The 18,687-nt window shown below is 71.5% G+C and carries 18 protein-coding genes; 13 read left to right on the top strand and 5 right to left on the bottom strand.

What is annotated here, in order from left to right; translation table 11 throughout:
* Nucleotides 1-4: 4 nt before the first annotated feature.
* Nucleotides 5-1,081, bottom strand: coding sequence for a DUF3866 family protein (locus ACIBZJ_RS10840; RefSeq protein WP_395928003.1), 1,077 nt, complete (start codon nt 1,079-1,081; stop codon nt 5-7).
* A 93-nt stretch (nt 1,082-1,174) separates the two neighbouring features.
* Between ACIBZJ_RS10840 and ACIBZJ_RS10835 the strand changes: the two genes are divergently transcribed.
* The 9 genes from ACIBZJ_RS10835 to ACIBZJ_RS10795 all read left to right on the top strand — a co-directional run bounded on the left by ACIBZJ_RS10835 (nt 1,175) and on the right by ACIBZJ_RS10795 (nt 8,156).
* The gene (locus ACIBZJ_RS10835) at nt 1,175-2,347 is read left to right on the top strand and encodes a helix-turn-helix transcriptional regulator (protein ID WP_395928002.1); all 1,173 of its coding nucleotides are present in this window, start codon (nt 1,175-1,177) and stop codon (nt 2,345-2,347) included.
* Nucleotides 2,344-3,306 (top strand): helix-turn-helix transcriptional regulator, encoded by a 963-nt coding sequence (locus ACIBZJ_RS10830; protein ID WP_395928001.1) that lies wholly within the window; start codon nt 2,344-2,346, stop codon nt 3,304-3,306. The genes ACIBZJ_RS10835 and ACIBZJ_RS10830 overlap by 4 nt, the downstream gene beginning before the upstream one ends.
* Nucleotides 3,307-3,315: 9 nt before the next feature.
* Entirely contained in the window at nt 3,316-3,543 is a 228-nt protein-coding gene (locus ACIBZJ_RS10825; protein ID WP_395927999.1) for a hypothetical protein, read from the top strand.
* 135 nt (nt 3,544-3,678) lie between these two features.
* Complete coding sequence (gene tatA / locus ACIBZJ_RS10820; protein ID WP_395927997.1) at nt 3,679-3,975, top strand: Sec-independent protein translocase subunit TatA; 297 nt, start codon at nt 3,679-3,681, stop codon at nt 3,973-3,975.
* Nucleotides 3,976-4,034: 59 nt separating this feature from the next.
* Nucleotides 4,035-4,898 (top strand): twin-arginine translocase subunit TatC, encoded by an 864-nt coding sequence (gene tatC, locus ACIBZJ_RS10815; protein WP_395927995.1) that lies wholly within the window; start codon nt 4,035-4,037, stop codon nt 4,896-4,898.
* A gap of 84 nt (nt 4,899-4,982) precedes the next feature.
* A complete protein-coding gene (locus tag ACIBZJ_RS10810) occupies nt 4,983-6,056 on the top strand; it encodes a diacylglycerol/lipid kinase family protein (protein ID WP_395927993.1) in 1,074 nt (357 codons plus the stop codon).
* A gap of 58 nt (nt 6,057-6,114) precedes the next feature.
* Entirely contained in the window at nt 6,115-6,522 is a 408-nt protein-coding gene (locus ACIBZJ_RS10805; protein WP_395927991.1) for a fibronectin type III domain-containing protein, read from the top strand.
* A gap of 9 nt (nt 6,523-6,531) precedes the next feature.
* Nucleotides 6,532-7,386, top strand: a complete 855-nt coding sequence (locus tag ACIBZJ_RS10800; RefSeq protein ID WP_395927989.1) for a putative RNA methyltransferase — start codon at nt 6,532-6,534, stop codon at nt 7,384-7,386.
* Nucleotides 7,383-8,156, top strand: a complete 774-nt coding sequence (locus tag ACIBZJ_RS10795) for an SDR family NAD(P)-dependent oxidoreductase (protein ID WP_395927987.1) — start codon at nt 7,383-7,385, stop codon at nt 8,154-8,156. Before ACIBZJ_RS10800 ends, ACIBZJ_RS10795 begins: the two co-directional genes overlap by 4 nt.
* Nucleotides 8,157-8,207: 51 nt before the next feature.
* Here ACIBZJ_RS10795 and ACIBZJ_RS10790 read toward each other — a convergent pair whose 3' ends face one another.
* The 3 genes from ACIBZJ_RS10790 to ACIBZJ_RS10780 form a co-directional block, all read right to left on the bottom strand.
* The gene (locus tag ACIBZJ_RS10790; RefSeq protein WP_395927985.1) at nt 8,208-9,239 is read right to left on the bottom strand and encodes an IPT/TIG domain-containing protein; all 1,032 of its coding nucleotides are present in this window, start codon (nt 9,237-9,239) and stop codon (nt 8,208-8,210) included.
* Nucleotides 9,240-9,371: 132 nt separating this feature from the next.
* The gene (locus tag ACIBZJ_RS10785) at nt 9,372-10,487 is read right to left on the bottom strand and encodes an IPT/TIG domain-containing protein (RefSeq protein WP_395927983.1); all 1,116 of its coding nucleotides are present in this window, start codon (nt 10,485-10,487) and stop codon (nt 9,372-9,374) included.
* Nucleotides 10,488-10,678: 191 nt separating this feature from the next.
* Nucleotides 10,679-11,389: an HAD family hydrolase gene (locus ACIBZJ_RS10780; protein ID WP_395927981.1), complete on the bottom strand. Its 711-nt coding sequence runs from the start codon at nt 11,387-11,389 to the stop codon at nt 10,679-10,681.
* A gap of 557 nt (nt 11,390-11,946) precedes the next feature.
* On the opposite strand from ACIBZJ_RS10780, the gene ACIBZJ_RS10775 reads away from it, so the two are divergent.
* From ACIBZJ_RS10775 to ACIBZJ_RS10765, 3 genes are all read left to right on the top strand, one after another.
* Nucleotides 11,947-13,461, top strand: coding sequence for a polysaccharide biosynthesis protein (locus ACIBZJ_RS10775; protein ID WP_395927979.1), 1,515 nt, complete (start codon nt 11,947-11,949; stop codon nt 13,459-13,461).
* 250 nt (nt 13,462-13,711) lie between these two features.
* On the top strand, nt 13,712-16,435 hold the full coding sequence (locus ACIBZJ_RS10770; RefSeq protein ID WP_395927976.1) for a DEAD/DEAH box helicase: 2,724 nt from the start codon (nt 13,712-13,714) through the stop codon (nt 16,433-16,435).
* Between the two features lie 69 nt (nt 16,436-16,504).
* Nucleotides 16,505-17,350: a sensor histidine kinase gene (locus tag ACIBZJ_RS10765; protein ID WP_395927974.1), complete on the top strand. Its 846-nt coding sequence runs from the start codon at nt 16,505-16,507 to the stop codon at nt 17,348-17,350.
* Here ACIBZJ_RS10765 and ACIBZJ_RS10760 read toward each other — a convergent pair.
* On the bottom strand, nt 17,339-18,241 hold the full coding sequence (locus ACIBZJ_RS10760) for a 5'-3' exonuclease H3TH domain-containing protein (RefSeq protein ID WP_395929085.1): 903 nt from the start codon (nt 18,239-18,241) through the stop codon (nt 17,339-17,341). The genes ACIBZJ_RS10765 and ACIBZJ_RS10760 overlap by 12 nt on opposite strands.
* A gap of 120 nt (nt 18,242-18,361) precedes the next feature.
* Here ACIBZJ_RS10760 and ACIBZJ_RS10755 point away from each other — a divergent pair, with 120 nt between their 5' ends.
* Nucleotides 18,362-18,685, top strand: a complete 324-nt coding sequence (locus ACIBZJ_RS10755) for a GNAT family N-acetyltransferase (protein ID WP_395927972.1) — start codon at nt 18,362-18,364, stop codon at nt 18,683-18,685.
* Nucleotides 18,686-18,687: the final 2 nt, after the last annotated feature.

The following is an 18,687-nucleotide window of genomic DNA, read 5'->3' as shown; positions in this document are numbered from 1 at the left end:
GTGTTCAGAGCAGTGACGCCGCGTGGCGACCGGCGACGGCGGCGGCTTCGAAGTAGACGCGGTCCTCGTCCAGCCCGCGGCCCATCGACGAGAGCTTCACCGGCACCGCCCGCAGCGCCGCGTCCAGGCCGTCCACCGGCACCTCGACGACCCGGTGGCGCTCCGGGAGCTCACCGAGTTGCGCCGCGATCCGTTCCGCCGAACCCGCCGGCAGCGGCGTCGGTACCGGCAGGTCGGCGCCGGCCAGTGCCACCTTCCCGTACGCGGTCAGTGAGTGGTGCGACACCCCCTGGTGCCGCTCCCGGGCGTCACCGGACGAGAGGCGCAGCGACCCCACCGCCCGGCCCCCGAGTACGGAAACGGCGTTCACCGCCTCGCCGACCGCGACTCCGGAGAAGCCCCACGGCGTCCCGGTGCCGAGGTTGCCCGGCCCCTGGGCGACCACGACGACGTCGGCCGAGAGCACGTGCCGGGCGGCCAGCAGGCCGGTGTGCAGGGTGACCGCTTCGAGATCGCCGCCGAACGCCTGGCCCACGGTCACGGTGCCGACCAGCAGCCCGGCCTCCCGCAGCGTGGCCACCGTGCGCGAGAACCACAGCGGCAGCGCCCCGCCGTCGGTCATCACGTACGCGACCCGGGCCGACGGCCGGTCGGTGTGCACCCCGGCCAGAACGGCGGGCAACGCCGAGTGCAGATCCGCCAGCACGACCGGCGTCCCGTCCAGCGACGAGGCCGCGGCCAGCAGCGCGTGGTGCGGGGAGTCCTGTTCGTCCACTCCGAGCACCGTGACCTGGCCGGGCGTGTACCGGGCCTTCACCATGTGCCCCGGCCCGTCGAGCACCGGGGGATCCGGCGGCAACCGCGACGGCAGCGCTACGACCAGCGCGTACCCACCGGTCCCGAGCCCCATCGCGAGGGCGGTCGTGTTCAGCAGCACGTCGTCGCCGACCACCGGTTCCCCGACCAGGGCCGGATACGCCAGCGCCCGCACCGGCGCGCCCTCGACCGAAACCGTCAGCTCCACCGCCCCGGCCCACCCGCGCCCGACCGACTGCACCTGCCCCCGCCGCCAGCGAATCACCCGACCACCGTAGTGGCCTCCCGGCCACGACATCGTCAACAGGCACCGGGGGTGCGCCACACTGGTCGCAGAAGTGAAGTAGCGTCGGCTGGTGTGTCCCGTCGACGCACCGAACGCCTGGTCAACCTTCTGCTCTGCCTGCTGTCCACACGCCGGTACCTCACGGCTGCGCAGATCGCGGCGATCGTGCCCGGGTACGAGCACGACGAGAACGATCCCAAGTCGCACGAAGCGTTCCAGCGCATGTTCGAGCGCGACAAAGGCGAGCTCCGTGACCTCGGCGTGCCGTTGGAGACCGGCACCAACAGCGTGTTCGACAGCGAACCGGGTTACCGCGTCACCCGCGGCGACTACGCGCTGCCCGAGGTCCACCTCGACCCGGAGGAGGCCGCCGCGGTCGGCATCGCCGCCCGGCTCTGGCACCACGCCGAGCTCAGCAACGCGGCGAGCTCCGGCCTCACCAAGCTGCGCGCCGGGGGAGTCGACCTCACCGACGGCCCGCCGCTCGGCATCGAACCGGTGGTCAGCGTGGATCCCGCGCTCACCCCGATGCTGGCCGCGATCGACGTCCGCCGCGCGGTGAGGTTCGGCTATCGCACCCCGCGCGACGACCAGCCGCGGCAGCGGCGCCTGGAGCCCTGGGGCGTGGTGTCCTGGCGCGGCCGCTGGTACGTGATCGGCCACGACCTCGACCGCGACGCGACCCGCTGCTTCCGGCTCTCCCGGGTCGTCGGCGCGGTCAGCACGGTCGGCCCGGCCGACGCCTACGAGCCCCCGGAAGGCCTCGACCTGGTCGCCCAGGTCGCCGCGTTCGACCCGGAGCCCACCGAGCAGAAGTCCGCCCGCGTCCGGGTGCGGGTCGGCGCGGCGGCCGGTCTGCGCCGCTGGGCCGACGAGGTCCGGCCCGAGGAGGACGAAACTCCCGAACTGCTCGAGGCGGACGTCACCGGAGCCGGCGCCGTCGTGACGCTGGACGACGAGAACGCCCCGCAGGCGAGCGTCCCGCCCCCGGCCGAACTCGATCCCGACGACGAGTGCGGCGAACCGGCCCCGGACGCCAAGGCCGCCTGGGATCTCGTCACGCTGAGCTACTCGGATCCGGAGGCGCTGGCCGTCCGGCTCGCCGGGTACGGCTCGGTGGTGGTCGTGCAGGAACCGCCCGAGGTCCGGGACGCGGTGATCCGCCACCTCACCCGGATGGCCGCAGGCATCCCGGCGCCCCGGGGGCAGGCCGAATCCGTCCCGAGCCGGGAAGCACTCCGATGAGCAGCGCGGGGACCGACCGGCTGGCGCGGCTGCTCGCGCTGGTGCCGTACCTGCAGGCCCGGCCGGGCGCGCTGATCTCCGAGGTGGCGGCCGACCACGGCGTCAGCGAGCGGCAGCTGCGCGACGACCTGCAGCTGTTGTTCGTCTGCGGGCTGCCCGGTTACGGCCCCGGCGACCTCATCGACATGTCGCTCGACGACGACACGGTCACGCTGACCTACCACGCCGAGCTCGACCGCCCGCTGCGCCTGACCGCCGACGAGGCCCTCGCGCTGATCGTCGCGCTCCGGGCGCTGGCCGAGACACCCGGCGTCGACGGCGCCGCGGTGGGCAGCGCACTCGCGAAGGTGGAGAGCGCCGCCGGAGAGGCCGGACGCTCGGCGCGCCAGGTCGCGGTCACCGGCGGTTACGAAGACACCGGTGTCGCCGGCCGGGTGCGCGGCGCGCTCGAACGCGGCCGGGCGCTCAAGATCGTCTACTACACGGCCGGGCGCGACGCGACGAGCGAGCGGGTCATCGACCCGATGCGGTTGCTCGTCGTCGACGGGCGCGCGTACGTGGAGGCGTGGTGCCGCCGTGCCGAAGCAGTCCGGATGTTCCGGATCGACCGGATCGACGCGCTGGAGGAACTCCCCGAGCCGTCCGTCCCGGCCCGGGGGATCGCCTCCGACGGCTCCGCCTTCCGCCTCGCCGACGGCACGGTGTTCGAGCCGCCGCCCGATTCGCCGCTGATCACGCTGCGCGTCGGCCTGGGTAGCCGGTGGATCACCGAGTACTACCCCTGCGACGACGTCCGGCCCGAGCCCGGCAGCACCTGGCTGGTGACGCTGCGGGCCAGCGACCTGGAGTGGGCCCGCCGGCTGGCGATGGGCCTGGGCGAGGACGCCGAGGTCGTGGGCCCGCCCGAGCTGGCCGAACTCGTCCGGTCCGAGGCGCGGGCGGCGCTGGCGGCCTACTAGTCTGCATCCGTGACCCTCGCCAGCTGGATCGTCGTGGCCCTCGTCGTGCTGGGTGTCGTGCTGCTCGGGCTCGTCGCCACGCCGTTGCTGTCCAAGCTGGCCCGGCTCAAGCGGGCGGCCGACGTCGCCAAAGGCAAGGCCGAGGAGGCGCAGGCGCTGCAGTCCGAGCTCGAGCGGCTCCAGGGACAAGTTCTCGAGGTGCAGGCGAAGGTCGAGAGCCTCCGCCCGGCGCGCTAAATGTCTACCTCGCGTCGAATTTGCGCCGACGCAGCGTAGGGCCGGTTCCCGCCGCTCATTCTCAGGGCCTATCCTTCGAACCGCAGGGCCGGTGAGACGTACGATGAACCGGTACCCGATTCGAGAGGTGTCGTCATGGGTGCTCTCAAGCCCTGGCATATCGCAGTACTCGTTATCGTGCTGCTCCTGCTGTTCGGGGCCAAGCGTCTGCCCGACGCTGCGCGCGGTCTGGGCCGCTCGCTGCGGATCTTCAAGGCCGAGACCGAAGGCCTGATGAAGGACGACGTCAAGGGCAAGGCCGAGGCCAAGCACGAGCGCGCGCCGCTGACCGAAGAGCGCACCGACCAAGCCGATCAGTTCACCGAGCGGCCCAACCCGGTCGTTGAATCCCGGGTGGTCGACTCGCGAAGCGAGACCCGCGACCAGCGGTGAGCCCAGCGCTCAGGCTGCGCCGGCGCACACCCAAGCGGGTGATCGCGCCGGACGGCTCGATGACACTCATGGAGCACATCCGTGAGCTGCGTGACCGCCTGTTCAAGGCGTCGCTGGGCATCCTGCTCGGGTTGTGCATCGGTCTGTACTTCTCCGAACCGGTGCAGCACTTCCTGACCGATCCGTACTGCCGCCGGTTCGTCGACCAGAAGTGCCAGCTCAACGCGCAGACTCCGCTCGAGCCGATCATCGTCAAACTGAAGATCGCGCTGTACATCGGGCTGATCATCTCGTCGCCGATCTGGCTCTACCAGCTGTGGGCGTTCGTCGCGCCGGGGCTGCACCGGCGCGAGCGGAGGTGGGCCTACGGGTTCATCGCGTTCGCGGTGCCGCTGTTCGTCGGCGGTGCGGTCCTCGCGCACTTCGTCGTCAACAAGGGCATCCACTTCCTGTTGCCGACGAACGGCGAGTACCAGTTCACGACGGATATCGCCGGCTACATCGATTTCGTCACCGGCATGCTGTTGATCTTCGGCGTCGGGTTCGAGTTCCCGCTGCTGGTGTTCATGCTGAACCTGGCCGGGGTCGCGAGCGCGCGCCGGCTGCTCGGCTGGTGGCGGGCCGCGGTGTTCCTGACGTTCGCGTTCACGGCGGTCGTCACGCCGACGCCCGACCCGTTCGGGATGACCGCGCTCGGCGCCTGCATGACCCTGCTGTACTTCGGTGCGGTCGGGGCCGCGTTCCTCAACGAACGGCGGAGGGCACGAGCCCTGGCCCGCAGCTCGTACGGCAGCCTGGCCGACGACGAGGCGTCCGAGATCGACACCGCGCTCGACCCGGTCGACGTCAGTGGTCCGGTCGACGTCAGCGGCCCGGTCGAGCCGAGTGAGGCCCCACGGCCGACGCGCCGGGAAGATCTCTGATCGATCGCTGACCGGCCCCGCTCGCGGATCCGCGTGCGGGGCCGTCCGCTGTTCCGGCGCCTGCTCCGGCGGTACGCTGCGCCGATGCGCGCTGACCGGTCCGGCCCGGGCGACCTGGCCGGTCGCGTCGGGGTGATCGCCCATCCGGCCGCCGGTCGCGGCCGGGTCGGCCGGCACCTGGACGAGGTTCTCGCCGCGCTCGGCCCCGCCGATCCGCTGGTGCTGTCGGCGGCGACGGCGGCCGACGTCGTCGCCAAGGCTCACGACGCCATCCACGCGGACGTCGCCGGGCTGGTCGCCGTGGGCGGCGACGGCACCGCGCACCTGGCCCTGCAGGCGGTCGCGGGTACCGGGGTGCCGCTCGGGCTGGTCCCGCTGGGTACCGGCAACGACCTCGCCGACGCGGTAGGGGTGCCGGCCGGCCCGATCGAGGCCGCGCAGGCCGTCCTCGCCGACCTGAGCGCCGTCCGGACGACGCCGATCGACGCGGTCCGGGTGTCCGGCGCCGCTCCGCACGGCGCCGCTCCGCACTGCGCCGCTCCGCACGGCGCCGGATCGGGGGGCGCCGGATCGGGGGGCGCCGGATCGGGGGGCGCCGGATCGGGGGGCGCCGGATCGGGGGGCGCCGGATCGGGGGGCGCCGGATCGGGGGGCGACCACTGGTACGCCGCGATCCTCTCGGTGGGCTTCGACTCGGCGGTCAACGCCCGGGCGAACCGGATGCGCTGGCCCCGCGGACCCCGCCGCTACGACGTGGCGATCCTGGCCGAACTCGCCCGCCTGCGCACGTACGCGCTCACGCTCGACCTCGACGGGGTCCGCGTCGAGACCCCGGCGCTGCTCGCCGCGATCGGTAACACCCGCTCGTACGGCGGCGGCATGCGGATGTGCCCGGACGCCGACCCGACCGACGGCCTGCTCGACGTCACGGTCGTCGGTCCGGTGACCCGCCGCGAGCTGATCCGCGTCAAGCCGCGGCTCTACGACGGCACCCACGTGACGCATCCCGCCGTGCGCACGTACCGCGCCGCGACGATCCGGGTGGACGCTCCGGAGGCGAGCGTTTTCGCCGACGGGGAGCCGCGCCCGGCGCCCCCGCTGACGCTGACGGTCGTGCCGGGCGCGCTGCACCTGCTCGGCGCGCAACTTCCCGGCTGAGGGTCGACCTCAGGTCGAGACGCCTCAGGTGCCCCGTCCCGCGGCCGATGGGACCGTCATGTTCACGCGCCGGTCCGGGGCCGTTCTCGTCGTTCTGGCGGTGCTGGCCGGGGTGCTGTCGGTCGCCTCGCCCGCGCGGGCCAACCCGTACTGGCGGGTGGCCGTGAACGTGACGCCGGGGCGAGCGTCCTGCACGCTCTCCTGGATCCGCGATTACTGGGACGGGCCGGTCAACGCGTACACGATCTGGGTGGTCCCGCAAGACGTCCGGATCAACGCACCGCAGGCGTACCGGAAGATCCCGCTGACCCCGCAGACCGCCGGAGCGTCGAAGTCGGTGAAGGTCGACGGCCTGACCAAGGGCGCGCCGTACGTGTTCTGGCTCGAAGCGTTTTACCCCAGCTACTTCCGGAACGGTCCGATCAGCAAGCAGGTCGCCACGACCCGGGTGTGCGTACCGACCTAAGCTCTGTGCGTGCTGGCAGACGTCGTCGACAGGCTCCGCTGCCCGCACTGCGACTCCGCTGCCGACGTGCCTCTGACGCTCGGGGACCGGATTCTGCGCTGCCCGGAGGGCCACACGTTCGACGTCGCGCGGCAGGGTTACGTCAGCCTGCTGACCGGCCGGGCCCCGGCCGTCCCCGGCGACACCGCGGCCATGGTCGCCGCCCGCGAGTCGTTCCTGGCCGGTGGCCACTTCGCCCCGATCGCCGAGGCCCTCGCCGGTCGGGTCGCGGCGGCGGTGCCGGGCGGTGGTGGCGGCGTTCTCGACCTGGGCGCGGGCACCGGGTACTACCTCGCGGCGGTGCTGGAGGCGGTGCCGGGTGCGATCGGCATCGCGGCCGACGTCTCCGGGTTCGCGTTGCGGCGGGCCGCGCGGGCTCATCCGCGGATCGGGGCGATCCGGTGCGACGCCTGGCGTCCACTGCCGTTCCGGACCGGCGCCGCGGACGTCGTCCTCAATGTCTTCGCACCGCGCAACGGCGGCGAGCTGTACCGCGTCCTGCGGCCCGGAGGGGTGGTTCTGGTGGTCGCACCGACCGACCGGCACCTGCGGGAGCTCGCGGGCGCGGTGGGCGCGGTGTCGGTCGACCCACGGAAGTCCGATCGGGTGGACGCGGCCCTCGGGCCGCACCTGTCCGCCGCGGGCACCGAGGCGGTCGAGACGACGCTGACGTTGGATCACGCGGCGGCGGTGACCGCGGTCGCGATGGGGCCGGCGGCCTGGCACGTCGGGCCGGAAGAGCTCGCGGCCCGGGTCGGCGCGCTGCCGGAGCCGGTCGAGGTGACCGTGTCGGTCACGCTCAGCGCCTACGAAAGGGTGGCATGAACGGGTATCTGGAGGAGCTGTTCTCGCTGCGCGGGCGGGTTGCGCTGGTGACCGGCGGGAGCTCCGGCATCGGCCGGACGATGGCCGGTGCGCTGGGGCGTAGCGGCGCCAAGGTCGTGATCGTGGCGCGAGGAGAGGCTTCGCTGGCCGAGACCGTCGCTTCGCTCGCGGCCGACGGCGTGGAGGCGGCCTGGGTGAGCGCGGACCTCGGCCGGCGGCACGACGTGTGGCGCGCGGCCGCGGAGGCGGTGGACGCGTTCGGCGAGCCGGACATCCTGATCACCGCGGCGGCGGTGAACCACCGGCCGCCGATGGAGGAGCTCACGGTCGAGGACTGGGACGCGACGATGGCCGTCAACCTGACCGCGCCGTTCCTGCTCGGGCAGCGGTTCGCCCCGGCGATGGCCGAGCGCGGCTGGGGCCGGATCATCCACGTGGCGTCGCAGCAGGCCGTGCGGGCGTATCTGAACAGCGGCGCGTACGGAGCCTCGAAGGGTGGCGTGGTCGCGCTGACCCGCTCGCAGGCGGAGGCGTGGTCGTCGCGCGGGGTGTGCTGCAACGCGGTGGCGCCCGGCGTCGTGCGGACGCCGCTGACCGCGCCGGTGTTCGCGGATCCGGAGAAGGCCGCGGCGATGGCGGCCCGCACGATGATCGGCCGCAACGGCGAGCCCGACGACTACGCGGGCGTGGCCGTCTTCCTGGCGAGCGAAGCCGCCGCCTACGTCACCGGTCAGACCGTGTTCGTGGACGGCGGCTTCTCCGTGCACTGACGCGCCGGTGCCCGGTCCGCTCGCGTGGACCGGGCACCGGAGGTGCCGTTGTTAGTGCGAGACGTAGGTGTACGTCGTGGCGCCCGTGATGATGCTGTTCAGCGGCGTCGAGCCGGTGCTGACGCTGACGCTCACCGGGCCCTCGGTGGCGCCCGTGGCCTGGGCCGGGGCGGCGACGACGAGCTTGGTGGCCGTGCTCTTCGCCGTGTCCACCGTCGCCGCGACCGTTCCGAACTTGACGACGGACGAGCCGGTGCCGGTGACGATGAACCCGGTGCCGCTGATGCTCACCGTGGTGCCGCCCGCGGCCGGGCCGGACTGCGGCGACACCGTGACCAGCGTGCCCGCGTAGGAGTAGCCGGTGTCGGTCGCGGAGAACGTCTTGCTGACGCCCGCGCTGGTGACCTGGAGGCCGACGGTCCCGACTGCGTGCTTCGGCGCCTTCGCCGTGAAGTAGCTCCCATCCGTGGCCATCTTGACCTCGGTCATCGCGGTACCGCCGAGGGACGCCTTCAGCGGCAGGGCGGTCGAGTTGGCGAACGGCGTGCCGCTGGCGGCCACGACCCGGACGACGGTGCCGCCCTCGATCGGTGACGTGACCGTCTGGTCGGCGTAGGGAAGACTCGCGGTGGTCTCGTTGAGGAGCGGGCGGTTCGAGCCGTCGATCGCGACGATCGCGGGCGGGGCCGCGAACGTCAGCACCTGGTTACCGGCGTTCGACGACACCGCGGTGTCCCCGTCGGCGTCGGTGATCGTGATGATCGCCGCGCCGGTCGCGCAGTCGGTCCCAGCCGTCTTGAGCACCATCGAGGTCGCGCTGACCACGATGTAGGTGGGCGCGGTCGAGCATTTGTCGATCGTCACGCCGGCGATGGTCGTCTCGTCGAACCCGGTGCCGGTCACCGTGATGACCTGGCTCTTCGTGGCCGACGCGACGATTTTCGGGCTGAGCGCGGTGATCGTGACGGATGCGCTGGTGCCGGCGAACGCCGGGACACCCGCGGTCAGGACGGTGCCGACTCCGACGGAGCCGGCGGCGAGAGCGGCAACGATCCGGAGCCGTCGCCGTTTACTGGTGAGCATCAAAACCCCTCCGTGTCTGCCGTGCCCTGCCCGGGTGCTCCGGGACAGACATAGGGGCACATATCAGACGTATACCGCGATTCTGACCTATCGCGGCGCGATACTCCGCCAGCGAACCGCGTGCACTTTCTGTCAGAGGTTCGTGTACGTGTAGATCGACCCCGCGGTGAGGCCTGCGGTGGTGCCGTCGGAGAACGTGGGAAGCACCGGGACGGCGCCGGCGGCGCCAGCCGGAATGTTGACGCACGTCCACGTCGTCGCCTCCTTGCCGGCGACCGCGGTGCACGTCCCGGCGGTCTTGCCGAACGTGAAGCCGGTGGCCGAGGAGAGCCCGACGCCGGTGATCGTCAGCACGGGTTTCGCCGTGGAGCCGGTGGTGCCGGCCAGCTTGCCGCTGGTCACCGACAACTTCGTGACGACGGCGTCGTAACGGGCATGGGTACTGTCGGCCGGGCCGGCGACGCCGTTGTTGTACACGACGACCAGGAGCTTCGCCCCCGACTTGGTCGGCAGCCCGGCCGGGGCGGTGAGGTCGGCGTGGGTGGCGTCGACCCAGGTCAGCGGTGCGACCGTGCCGTCGACCGTGGCGGTGATCTTCTTCGCGGTGAACGTGCTCTGCGACGTGCCGAGGTCGAGGTTCTTGCCCGACAGTGTCAGGCGGACGACCGTGCCGCCGGCGGCGGAGAACTCGGTCTTGTCCGGGAGCGCGACCGTGATCGGGTCCAGGTACGTGAAGTCGTCGCCACTGGTGTCGGGGCTGACGTACGTGCCGTCGGTGACCGAGACCTGGACCTTCGCGCCGGTGCCGGCCGGGGCGGTGGCCGCGATCTGGGTGTCGGAGAGGACGAGGAACGTCGCGGCCGGGCTCTTGCCGAACAGGACCGAGGACTTGTTGGTGGCGTCGACCCGGCCGAAGCCCTTGCCGGTGAGCACCACGGTGGTGCCTCCTGCGGTGCTGCCGAACGCGCTGCTCAGCGACGCGACCGAGATGACGACCGGTCCGGTCGGGCTCGGCTTCGCGGACGCCTTGGGAGTCGCGGACGCTGTCGGGGTCGCCGGCGTTTTCGGGGTCGCGGACGCTTTCGGGGTGGGTTTGGCCGACGTCTTCGCCGGCGCCTCGGCGGTTGCCGACGTCGTCACGCCGGCGAGCGCGGGGGCGGCCGTCGCGAGCGTGCCGATGCCGAGAGCGCTCGCGCTGACGAGAGCGGCCGCGGCGGCCGCGCGGCGGGCGCGGGTGTCGAGCTTCACGAGTCGTCTCCTCCGGCAGACCAGATGGTTCCGAAGAAAACGTCGGCGCGGCGCCGCCCGGCCTGAGGCGCCCGGCAGGAGTGCCCCGGGAGCACCCCGCCCGCCCTGCGACCGGGAGTACGGCCCGGCCATACGGCTCCGGCTCCGGCTCCGGCTCCGGCTCGAGGGCCGGCTCCGGCCCGGCCGGGGGGTCAGATGCCGGCTAAAGCCAGGACTGCGGCCAGGCCGTGTACCGCACCCGGCGGGCTCGCCGGGAGCACCAGCGCGGGGATCCCGCTCTCGGCGGCCCCCGCGTCCGCGAGCGTGTCGCCGACCATCAGCGCCCGCTCCGGCTCGACCCCGACCGCCGCGCACGCCGCCGCGAAGATCTTCGGGCTCGGCTTCATCGCGTCGACCTCGTACGAGAACACGAACGCGTCGATCCACCGCGTCAGACCGTGGTGGTCGAACGTCGGGCGCAGGTCGTGCGCGATGTTGCTGACCACCGCGACCTTGATCCCGCGCGCGTGCAGCGTCTCCAGTACGACAGCGCTGTCCGGGTACGGCACCCACGCTTCCGGCGGGAACATCGCGTCGTACAGCGCGTCCGCGAGCTCCGGGTGGGGCAGGCCCGCCCGGGTCATCAGCGCGACGTACGCGTCCCGGTGCTGCTCGGGCGTCAGGTCGCGGGCCGCGTACAACTCGGCCAGGCCGTCCGTCAGTCCGGTGGGTGCGGGACCACCCGGCCGGCCGGCTCGCAGCAACCGCTCGATCAGCTCGGCGGATTCGGTGTCGGTGAACTCGAGACCAAGAGGAGAAGACGCTCTGTGGAGCCAGTCGGCCGCCGGTTCGACTGACAGCAACGTGCCGGAGAAATCGAAAAAGACGGCGTCAATGGGACGGAGCTGTCGGGCATCGGACACGGCCCTCACGCTAACGCACCGCCCGAACCACACGCCTCCGTGGTGATCGTCCGCAAAAGCCTATCGATCGGGTAGGTAATGCGCTCCACCGGCCTGAAACAGGCCCGCTATTCGGAAATAACAATGTAATGGTATTAGTTTGGGGGCAACCGTCAGTGACGGTTGTACTGGTTTCCGTGGCGGTGAAACCGCAGGTGGCTGACTAGAAGGTGACCGTACGGCGGGTTTTTTCCGACGAACGGTTGTGGTCGACCTAGTACTCGCTGTTACCCCACTGGTGGTTGTGGTGGTAACTCCCGGATTCCACGATCATCATCACAAGGTCGATCCGATCGGCTTGCGGGGACCGATAGCGTCAGGCTTGAACAGGCCTGTATTGTCATTTCCCGACGGGCCTTCGTGTATTCGAAACTTTCCGTTAACCACAAGCCTTATACGAAAGATCCGAGTCGTTTGTGAGGCGACCGGGCTGGCCGGTGCGTCGTTTTGCACCGCGCGAGGCCGCGCGTATGTCCCCACACCAGACGGTCACGAACATCGAGGATGGGGGGCAGTCCATGCTCAGTCGCGCCGAGATCATCGACGAAATCCTGACGCTGGCTCCGGCCGGAGACTTCGGCTCCGACCCGGCGGCGGTACGGGCGCGCTTGTGGGAGCTGACGAGCACGCTCATCAGCTCCTACAACGCCGATGAGCCGATCACGGTCGATCCGATGGACATCTACCGGCAGCGCGCGGTGCCACTGGAGGCGGCCCGGCTGGCCGACTTCCTGCGCGGCCGGCGGGTGCTGGTCACCGGAGCCGCGGGGGCGGTCGGCTCCGAGGTCGTCGAGGCGCTGGCCAACCGGTTACCGACCGGCGCGATCCTGGCGCTCGACCTGAAGGAGTCGCCGGTCCCGGCGGGCGCGGAAGACCGCGTGATCCCGGTGGTGTGCGACATCCGCGACGCCGAGGCCACCGGCAAGGTCTTCGCCGAGTTCAACCCCGAGATCGTCTACCACCTGGCCGCCCAGCGCGAGCCCGGTCTGGCCGAGTTCGAGACCGCGTTCACGATCACGACGAACATCTCCGGCACCCGCAACATCGTCACGCTGTGCGAGCAGTACGGCGTCGACATCTTCGTCCACGCGTCGACCGGCAAGGCCGCCCGCTACTACACGCCGGACGTCTACGCGGGTAGCAAGAAGGTCGCCGAGTACATGATCGCCGAGCTCGCGCCGACGATGACGACGAAGGTCGGCATGGTGCGGTTCACGCACATCGCCGAGAACAGCATCGTCTTCGACGACTTCCGCCGGAAGGTCGCCAACGGCGTCCTGAACATCCACGAGCCCTACCGGCTGATGTACGTCCAGAGCATGGTCGAGGCCGTCGCGCTGGTGCTCAACACGACGCTCTACGTCGACGACGGTGACGCCACGCTCGTCACGGTGGGTGACCTGGGCTGGCCGCTCGACATCCTCCGCCTCGCGCTGCACACGATCGCGATCAGCGGCGAAGAGGTCCCGCTCTGCTTCATGGGTCTCCCGGCCGGCTACGAGAAGCACACGTTCCTCGGGCAGCTCGACTGGTCGGCCCCGTGGAAGACGCACCCGATGCTCAACGCGCTCGAGTCCGAGGGTGCGCACCTCACCGACGACGAGGGCATGATGATCTCCCGCCCGTCGCGCCCGGCGGTGTCGGTGCTCGCCGAGGTCGACCGGCTCTGTTCCGACGTCGAGGCGTCCGACCTCGAAGACCGCGACACCCACAAGCGCCGGCTCGCCGAGTTCCTCCGGTGGGGCTGCAAGGCGACGTTCGAGAGCTCGGACGCCGTGCAGCGGATGCGCATGCTGATGTGGGGCTGCGACCCCGACGTGCTCGCCCGCGAGGGGGCCACGGTCGGCGAGTTGGGCCCGGTCGTCCCGATGCTGATCGATTCTCTGCAGGGTGTGCAATTCGGTCCCGAATTCGCCACGCTGAACGCCGACCGGGTGGCCCGGACGCTGCGCAGCCTGGCCGAGGAGCCGGAATTGAAGGCGATGATCGAGGCGATCGACCCGGCCGCGAAGCCGGTCTCGGCGTCCGCCTGAGCGACCATTCCGAATCCCCGGGTGCGGCCTCCGCCGTGCCCGGGGATTCGTGCTTTCGCGAACTCATTCCGGCCGTTGCGGGGAATCCTCGAGGAATCGCCGGTAACCGACCGAACTGTCGGAATACGGCGCACTACTGTGGGTTAAGTACGCGATTACCAGCTGCTACCGACGGGTTACGTAAACCGATGGATGTAACGGGCGCCGCGCTCCGCGTGAATCGGTCGCGCACTCGCGTAGCCTGGGGCCCATGAGCTCCCCCGCCGAGCAGTACGCGGCGGCTCGTCGGAGGGCCTCTTTCCCGGCCTACACCGACTTCACCGCGCAGCTGTCGTTCGACCTCGATGATTTCCAGCGGGAGGCCTGCCAGGCACTCGAAGACGGTGGAGGGGTGCTGGTCTGCGCCCCGACCGGCGCGGGCAAGACGGTGGTCGGCGAGTTCGCGGTCCACCTGGCACTGCGCCAGGGCACCAAGTGCTTCTACACCACGCCGATCAAGGCGCTGTCGAACCAGAAGTTCAACGACCTGGTCGCCCGCTACGGCGCCGACAAGGTCGGGCTGCTCACCGGCGACAACGCGATCAACGGCGACGCCCCGGTGGTGGTGATGACCACCGAGGTGCTGCGGAACATGCTCTACGCCGGGTCCGCCGCGCTGACGAACCTCGCCTACGTCGTCATGGACGAGGTGCACTACCTCGCCGACCGGTTCCGCGGAGCGGTCTGGGAAGAGGTGATCATCCACCTCCCCGAGTCGGTCGCGCTGGTCTCGCTCTCGGCGACGGTCAGCAACGCCGAGGAGTTCGCCGAGTGGCTGGTCACCGTTCGCGGCGACACCGACGTCGTGGTGTCCGAGCACCGGCCGGTGCCGCTCTGGCAGCACATGCTGGTCGGACGCCGGATGTTCGATCTGTTCGCGGAGAAGTCGACCGGCTCGGCCACCCAGAAAGACGTCGACCCGGAACTCATCCGGCACGTCCGTGACCAGCTGCGTCGCGTGCAGTACACGCGCAGCGGCCGGCCGATCCGGGCCAAGAACCTGGTGCCGTTCCGGTCCGACGTCATCGAGCGGCTCGACGCCGAGGGTCTGCTCCCGGCGATCACGTTCGTGTTCAGCCGGGCCGGCTGCGACGCCGCCGTGCAGCAGTGCATGGCCGCCGGCCTGCGGCTGACGACGCCGGAGGAGCGGGCCGAGATCCGGCGCATCGCCGAGGAGCGCACCAAGGACCTCGCCGCCGAAGACCTCCAGGTGCTGGGCTACTGGGAGTGGCTCGACGGGCTGCAGCGCGGCCTCGCCGCCCACCACGCCGGCCTGCTGCCGGTGTACAAGGAGGTCGTCGAGGAGCTGTTCGTCCGCGGCCTGGTCAAGGCGGTCTTCGCGACCGAGACGCTCGCGCTGGGCATCAACATGCCGGCCCGGTCCGTCGTCCTCGAACGCCTGGTCAAGTTCAACGGCGAGACGCACGTGGACCTGACCGCGGGGGAGTACACCCAGCTCACCGGTCGCGCCGGACGGCGCGGTATCGACGTCGAGGGGCACGCGGTCGTCGTCTGGTCGCCGGAGATCGATCCGCGCCACGTCGCCGGCCTGGCCAGTACCCGCACGTATCCGCTGCGGTCGAGCTTCCGCCCGTCGTACAATATGGCCGTCAACCTGGTCGGCTCGGTCGGGCGCGAACGGGCCCGTGAGCTGCTGGAGACGTCGTTCGCGCAGTTCCAGGCCGACCGCGCGGTGGTCGGGCTGGCCAAGCAAGCCCAGCGCCAGCACGACGCGCTGGATGCCTATCAGGAGTCGATGACCTGCCACCTCGGCGACTTCGCCGAGTACGCGGCACTGCGGCGCCAGCTCAAGGACCGCGAGAACTCGCTGGCCAAGCAGGGTGCGAACCAGCGGCGCGCGGCCGCGGCCGACTCATTGGAGAAGCTGCGGATCGGTGACGTCGTGATGGTGCCGACCGGCCGGCGTGCCGGGCCGGCCGTCGTCCTCGACCCCGGGACGCAGCCGCTCGGCGAGGCGCGGCCGCTCGTCCTCACGGTCGACCGGTGGGCCGGCCGGCTGTCGCTCGCCGATTTCACCCAGGAGATCGACGTCCTCACCCGGATGCGGGTGCCCAAGCACTTCAACCACCGCTCGCCGCAGGCGCGGCGCGATCTCGCGTCCGCGTTGCGGACGGCGGCGGCCGACCTGGCCGACGTCCGGAAGCGCAAGACCCGGTCGGGCGCGGCCGACGACGAGGTGCTCGCCGAGTTGCGCGCGGCGCTGCGGCGGCACCCGTGCCACGGCTGCAACGACCGGGAGGACCACGCGCGCTGGGCCGAGCGCTTCGACCGGCTGGCAAAGGAGACACACCAGCTCGAGCAGCGCGTGCACAATCGCACGAACTCGCTCGCGAAGACGTTCGACCAGGTGTGCGGGCTGCTCGAGGGCCGCGGTTACCTCGACGGCGAGCGGGTGACCGACGCCGGTCGCGGGCTGGCCCGGATCTGGTCGGAGTCCGACCTGCTGGTCGCCGAGTGCTTGCGTGCGGGCGTGTGGGAGGGGCTGTCGGCGCCCGAGCTCGCCGGGGCCGTGTCCGCGCTGGTCTACGAGGCGCGGCGGGCCGACGAGAGCCCGGCGCCGGTGCCGAGCGGTCCGCTGCGCGACACGCTCGCGGTCATCGGCCGGCTCGCCTCGGAGCTGCACGGGGACGAGAGCGCGCGGGGCCTGTCGCTGACCCGCGAGCCCGACTACGGCTTCGTCTGGCCGGCCTACCGCTGGGCGCGCGGCGAGCCGCTCGAGCGGGTGCTCACGTCGGTGGCGGGCATCGAGGGTGAGATGCCGGCGGGTGACTTCGTGCGCTGGTGCCGGCAGGTGCTCGACCTGCTCGACCAGATCTCGGGCGCGGCCCCCACCGAGAGCGGCCTCCGCAAGACCGCCCGGGAAGCCATCGACGCGACCCGCAGGGGCATCGTGGCGTACACCGCCGTCGCCTGACCTCCGATGTGATTAGATTTCCGGCATACCGGGCGTCGGGACAGGTTCTTTGTGGCGAGTGGGGGCTCAGTGCCGCACGACGGGCAGTTCGACCGGGGGTTCGTCACCGATGACGCCGGCGGTGTGCCGACCGCCCGATCGGCGGCGGACGGTCTCGACCCGGCCGCCGATCACGCGGCCTTCCAGGCCGCGTTCCGGGCCCGGAGCGGTCCCGGTGACGGTGTCGACTTCATCGAGGACTTCGTCGACCTGGTCGGCCACCACCTGCGGACGCCACTGACCGCGATCCGCACGCTGCTCGAACTGCTGGCGGACGACAGCGCGGGTGGCCTCGACGCGGCGACGGCCCGCCGGCTGCTCGACGCGATCAAGTCCAATTCCGACCGGATGCTCCGGGTGATCGACACGCTGTTCCTGCTGGCCCGTGCCCGTCAGGCGAACACCGATCACGTGCCGGTGGACCTGGCCGCGGTCGTCGACCGGGTCGGCACCGCGGTGGCGCCGGCCGCGAACGGCAGCGGTGTCGCGGTGACCGTCGAGGCGACGCATCCGGTCTGGACGGTGGGAGACCCGGTGCTGCTCGAGCGGGCGATCGGGCACCTGGCCGGCAACGCGCTGCGGTTCACCGACCGCGGCGGCCGGCTGAGCCTGCGGGCGCTGGCCGGTCCGGAGCCGGTGGTCGAGGTGCAGGACACCGGCATCGGCATCGAACTGGAGCTGCAGCCCGGCCTGCTCCGCCCGCTCCGGCTCGTCTCCGGCGGTTCCGGGCCGCAGTTCGACGAGGTCACCCACCTGGGCCTGGGCACGGTGAGCGCGATCGCTCAGGCGCACCACGGAGACCTGGACGTCCGGTCGTCCCCGGGCACCGGGACGACGTTCCGCCTCCGTCTGCCCACGGCCCCGTCAGCCGGCTAGCGCTTTCTCCAGCCGGGTGACCGCGCTCTCCAGGCCCCAGCGTTCGGCCAGCGCGCCGACCCGCTCGGGATCGACCGGCGCGGACGGCAGCGGATCGGTCACCGGAGGAATCGGCGCGTTCGTGGCCACCTTGACGACGTCCGGCGCCACCGCGAGGTACTCCCGGGCGGCGTCCAGTTTGCGCCAGTGCGTCGCCGGCAGGGCCTGGGCTTTCGCGTCCACGGCGGCCATCAGACCGGACAGGTCGCCCCATCGTCCGAGCAGGCCGGAGGCGGTCTTCTCGCCGATCCCGGCGACGCCGGGCAGCCCGTCGCTCGGGTCTCCACGCAGCGTCGCGAAGTCGGCGTACTGACTCGGCTCGACCCCGTACTTACCCCGTACGGCGGCGTCGTCGAGCTCCTCCAGTTTCGCGACTCCGCGTCCGGTGTAGAGCACCCGGACGCCCCGGGCGTCGTCCACGAGCTGGATCAGGTCGCGGTCGCCGGTCACCACGTCCACCGGGCCCGGACCGCGGGTGGCCAGCGTGCCGATCACGTCGTCGGCCTCGTAGTCGGCCGCGCCCGCGGTCGCGATACCGATCGCGGCCAGCACCTCGAGCAGCACCGGGACCTGCGGCGCGAGGAGATCGGGCACCTCCTCGACCGTGGGGTCGCCCCCGACCTCGGCCAGCCGGTGCTCCTTGTACGAGGGCACCAGCGCGACCCGCCAGGCCGGACGCCAGTCCTCGTCCAGGCAGGCCACCAGCCGGGCCGGCCGGTACCGGGTGACGAGCGTCGAAACCATGTCGAGGAACCCGCGCACCGCGTTGATCGGCGTCCCGTCCGGCGCCGTGATCGACGTCGGCACGCCGTAGAACGCGCGGAAGTACAGACTGGCGGCATCGAGGAGCATCAGTGCCCCGGGAGGTCTGCTCACGGGGTAGAGCCTGCCAGACGAGAGTGATTCCGGTCGCGTCCGGGAAACCCGACGCGGGCACCGACGTTTTCCGACTGACGACCTGGGGAGGCAGTCATGGCGGAGGAACTGGTCATTTCCGACCTGAAGGACGAGAGCCGCTACGAGGCGACGCTCGACGGCACGGTCGCCGGAGTGGTCGAGTACCAGCTCGACGGCGACGTCATCATGTTCACGCACACCGGGGTCCCGTCCGAGTTCGAAGGCCGCGGCATCGCCTCGCAGCTGGCCCGGCACGTGCTCGACGACGCCCGCGGCCGCGGGCTGGAGGTACTGCCGCGCTGCCCGTACCTGGCGGGCTGGATCGCCAGGCACCTGGATTACCTCGACCTGGTGCCGCCGGCGTCGAGGGTGCGCTACAAGCTGCCCGCGGAGGCGTAGAA

Origin of the sequence: Cryptosporangium sp. NPDC051539, assembly GCF_044454545.1 — a bacterium.
Taxonomy (GTDB): Bacteria; Actinomycetota; Actinomycetes; order Mycobacteriales; family Cryptosporangiaceae; genus Cryptosporangium.
Note: the sequence above shows the minus strand (reverse complement) of the source record. Positions and strands in the feature narration are given on the sequence as shown.

Excerpts from the sequence above, each read along its gene's own strand:
- ACIBZJ_RS10830 (WP_395928001.1), top strand. The coding sequence starts at position 2,344 with ATGAGCAGCGCGGGGACCGACCGGCTGGCGCGGCTGCTCGCGCTGGTG.
- tatA (WP_395927997.1), top strand. The coding sequence starts at position 3,679 with ATGGGTGCTCTCAAGCCCTGGCATATCGCAGTACTCGTTATCGTGCTG.
- tatC (WP_395927995.1), top strand. The coding sequence starts at position 4,035 with ATGACACTCATGGAGCACATCCGTGAGCTGCGTGACCGCCTGTTCAAG.
- ACIBZJ_RS10810 (WP_395927993.1), top strand. The coding sequence starts at position 4,983 with ATGCGCGCTGACCGGTCCGGCCCGGGCGACCTGGCCGGTCGCGTCGGG.
- ACIBZJ_RS10805 (WP_395927991.1), top strand. The coding sequence starts at position 6,115 with ATGTTCACGCGCCGGTCCGGGGCCGTTCTCGTCGTTCTGGCGGTGCTG.
- ACIBZJ_RS10795 (WP_395927987.1), top strand. The coding sequence starts at position 7,383 with ATGAACGGGTATCTGGAGGAGCTGTTCTCGCTGCGCGGGCGGGTTGCG.
- ACIBZJ_RS10790 (WP_395927985.1), bottom strand. The coding sequence starts at position 9,239 with ATGCTCACCAGTAAACGGCGACGGCTCCGGATCGTTGCCGCTCTCGCC.
- ACIBZJ_RS10775 (WP_395927979.1), top strand. The coding sequence starts at position 11,947 with ATGCTCAGTCGCGCCGAGATCATCGACGAAATCCTGACGCTGGCTCCG.
- ACIBZJ_RS10770 (WP_395927976.1), top strand. The coding sequence starts at position 13,712 with ATGAGCTCCCCCGCCGAGCAGTACGCGGCGGCTCGTCGGAGGGCCTCT.
- ACIBZJ_RS10760 (WP_395929085.1), bottom strand. The coding sequence starts at position 18,241 with ATGCTCCTCGATGCCGCCAGTCTGTACTTCCGCGCGTTCTACGGCGTG.
- ACIBZJ_RS10755 (WP_395927972.1), top strand. The coding sequence starts at position 18,362 with ATGGCGGAGGAACTGGTCATTTCCGACCTGAAGGACGAGAGCCGCTAC.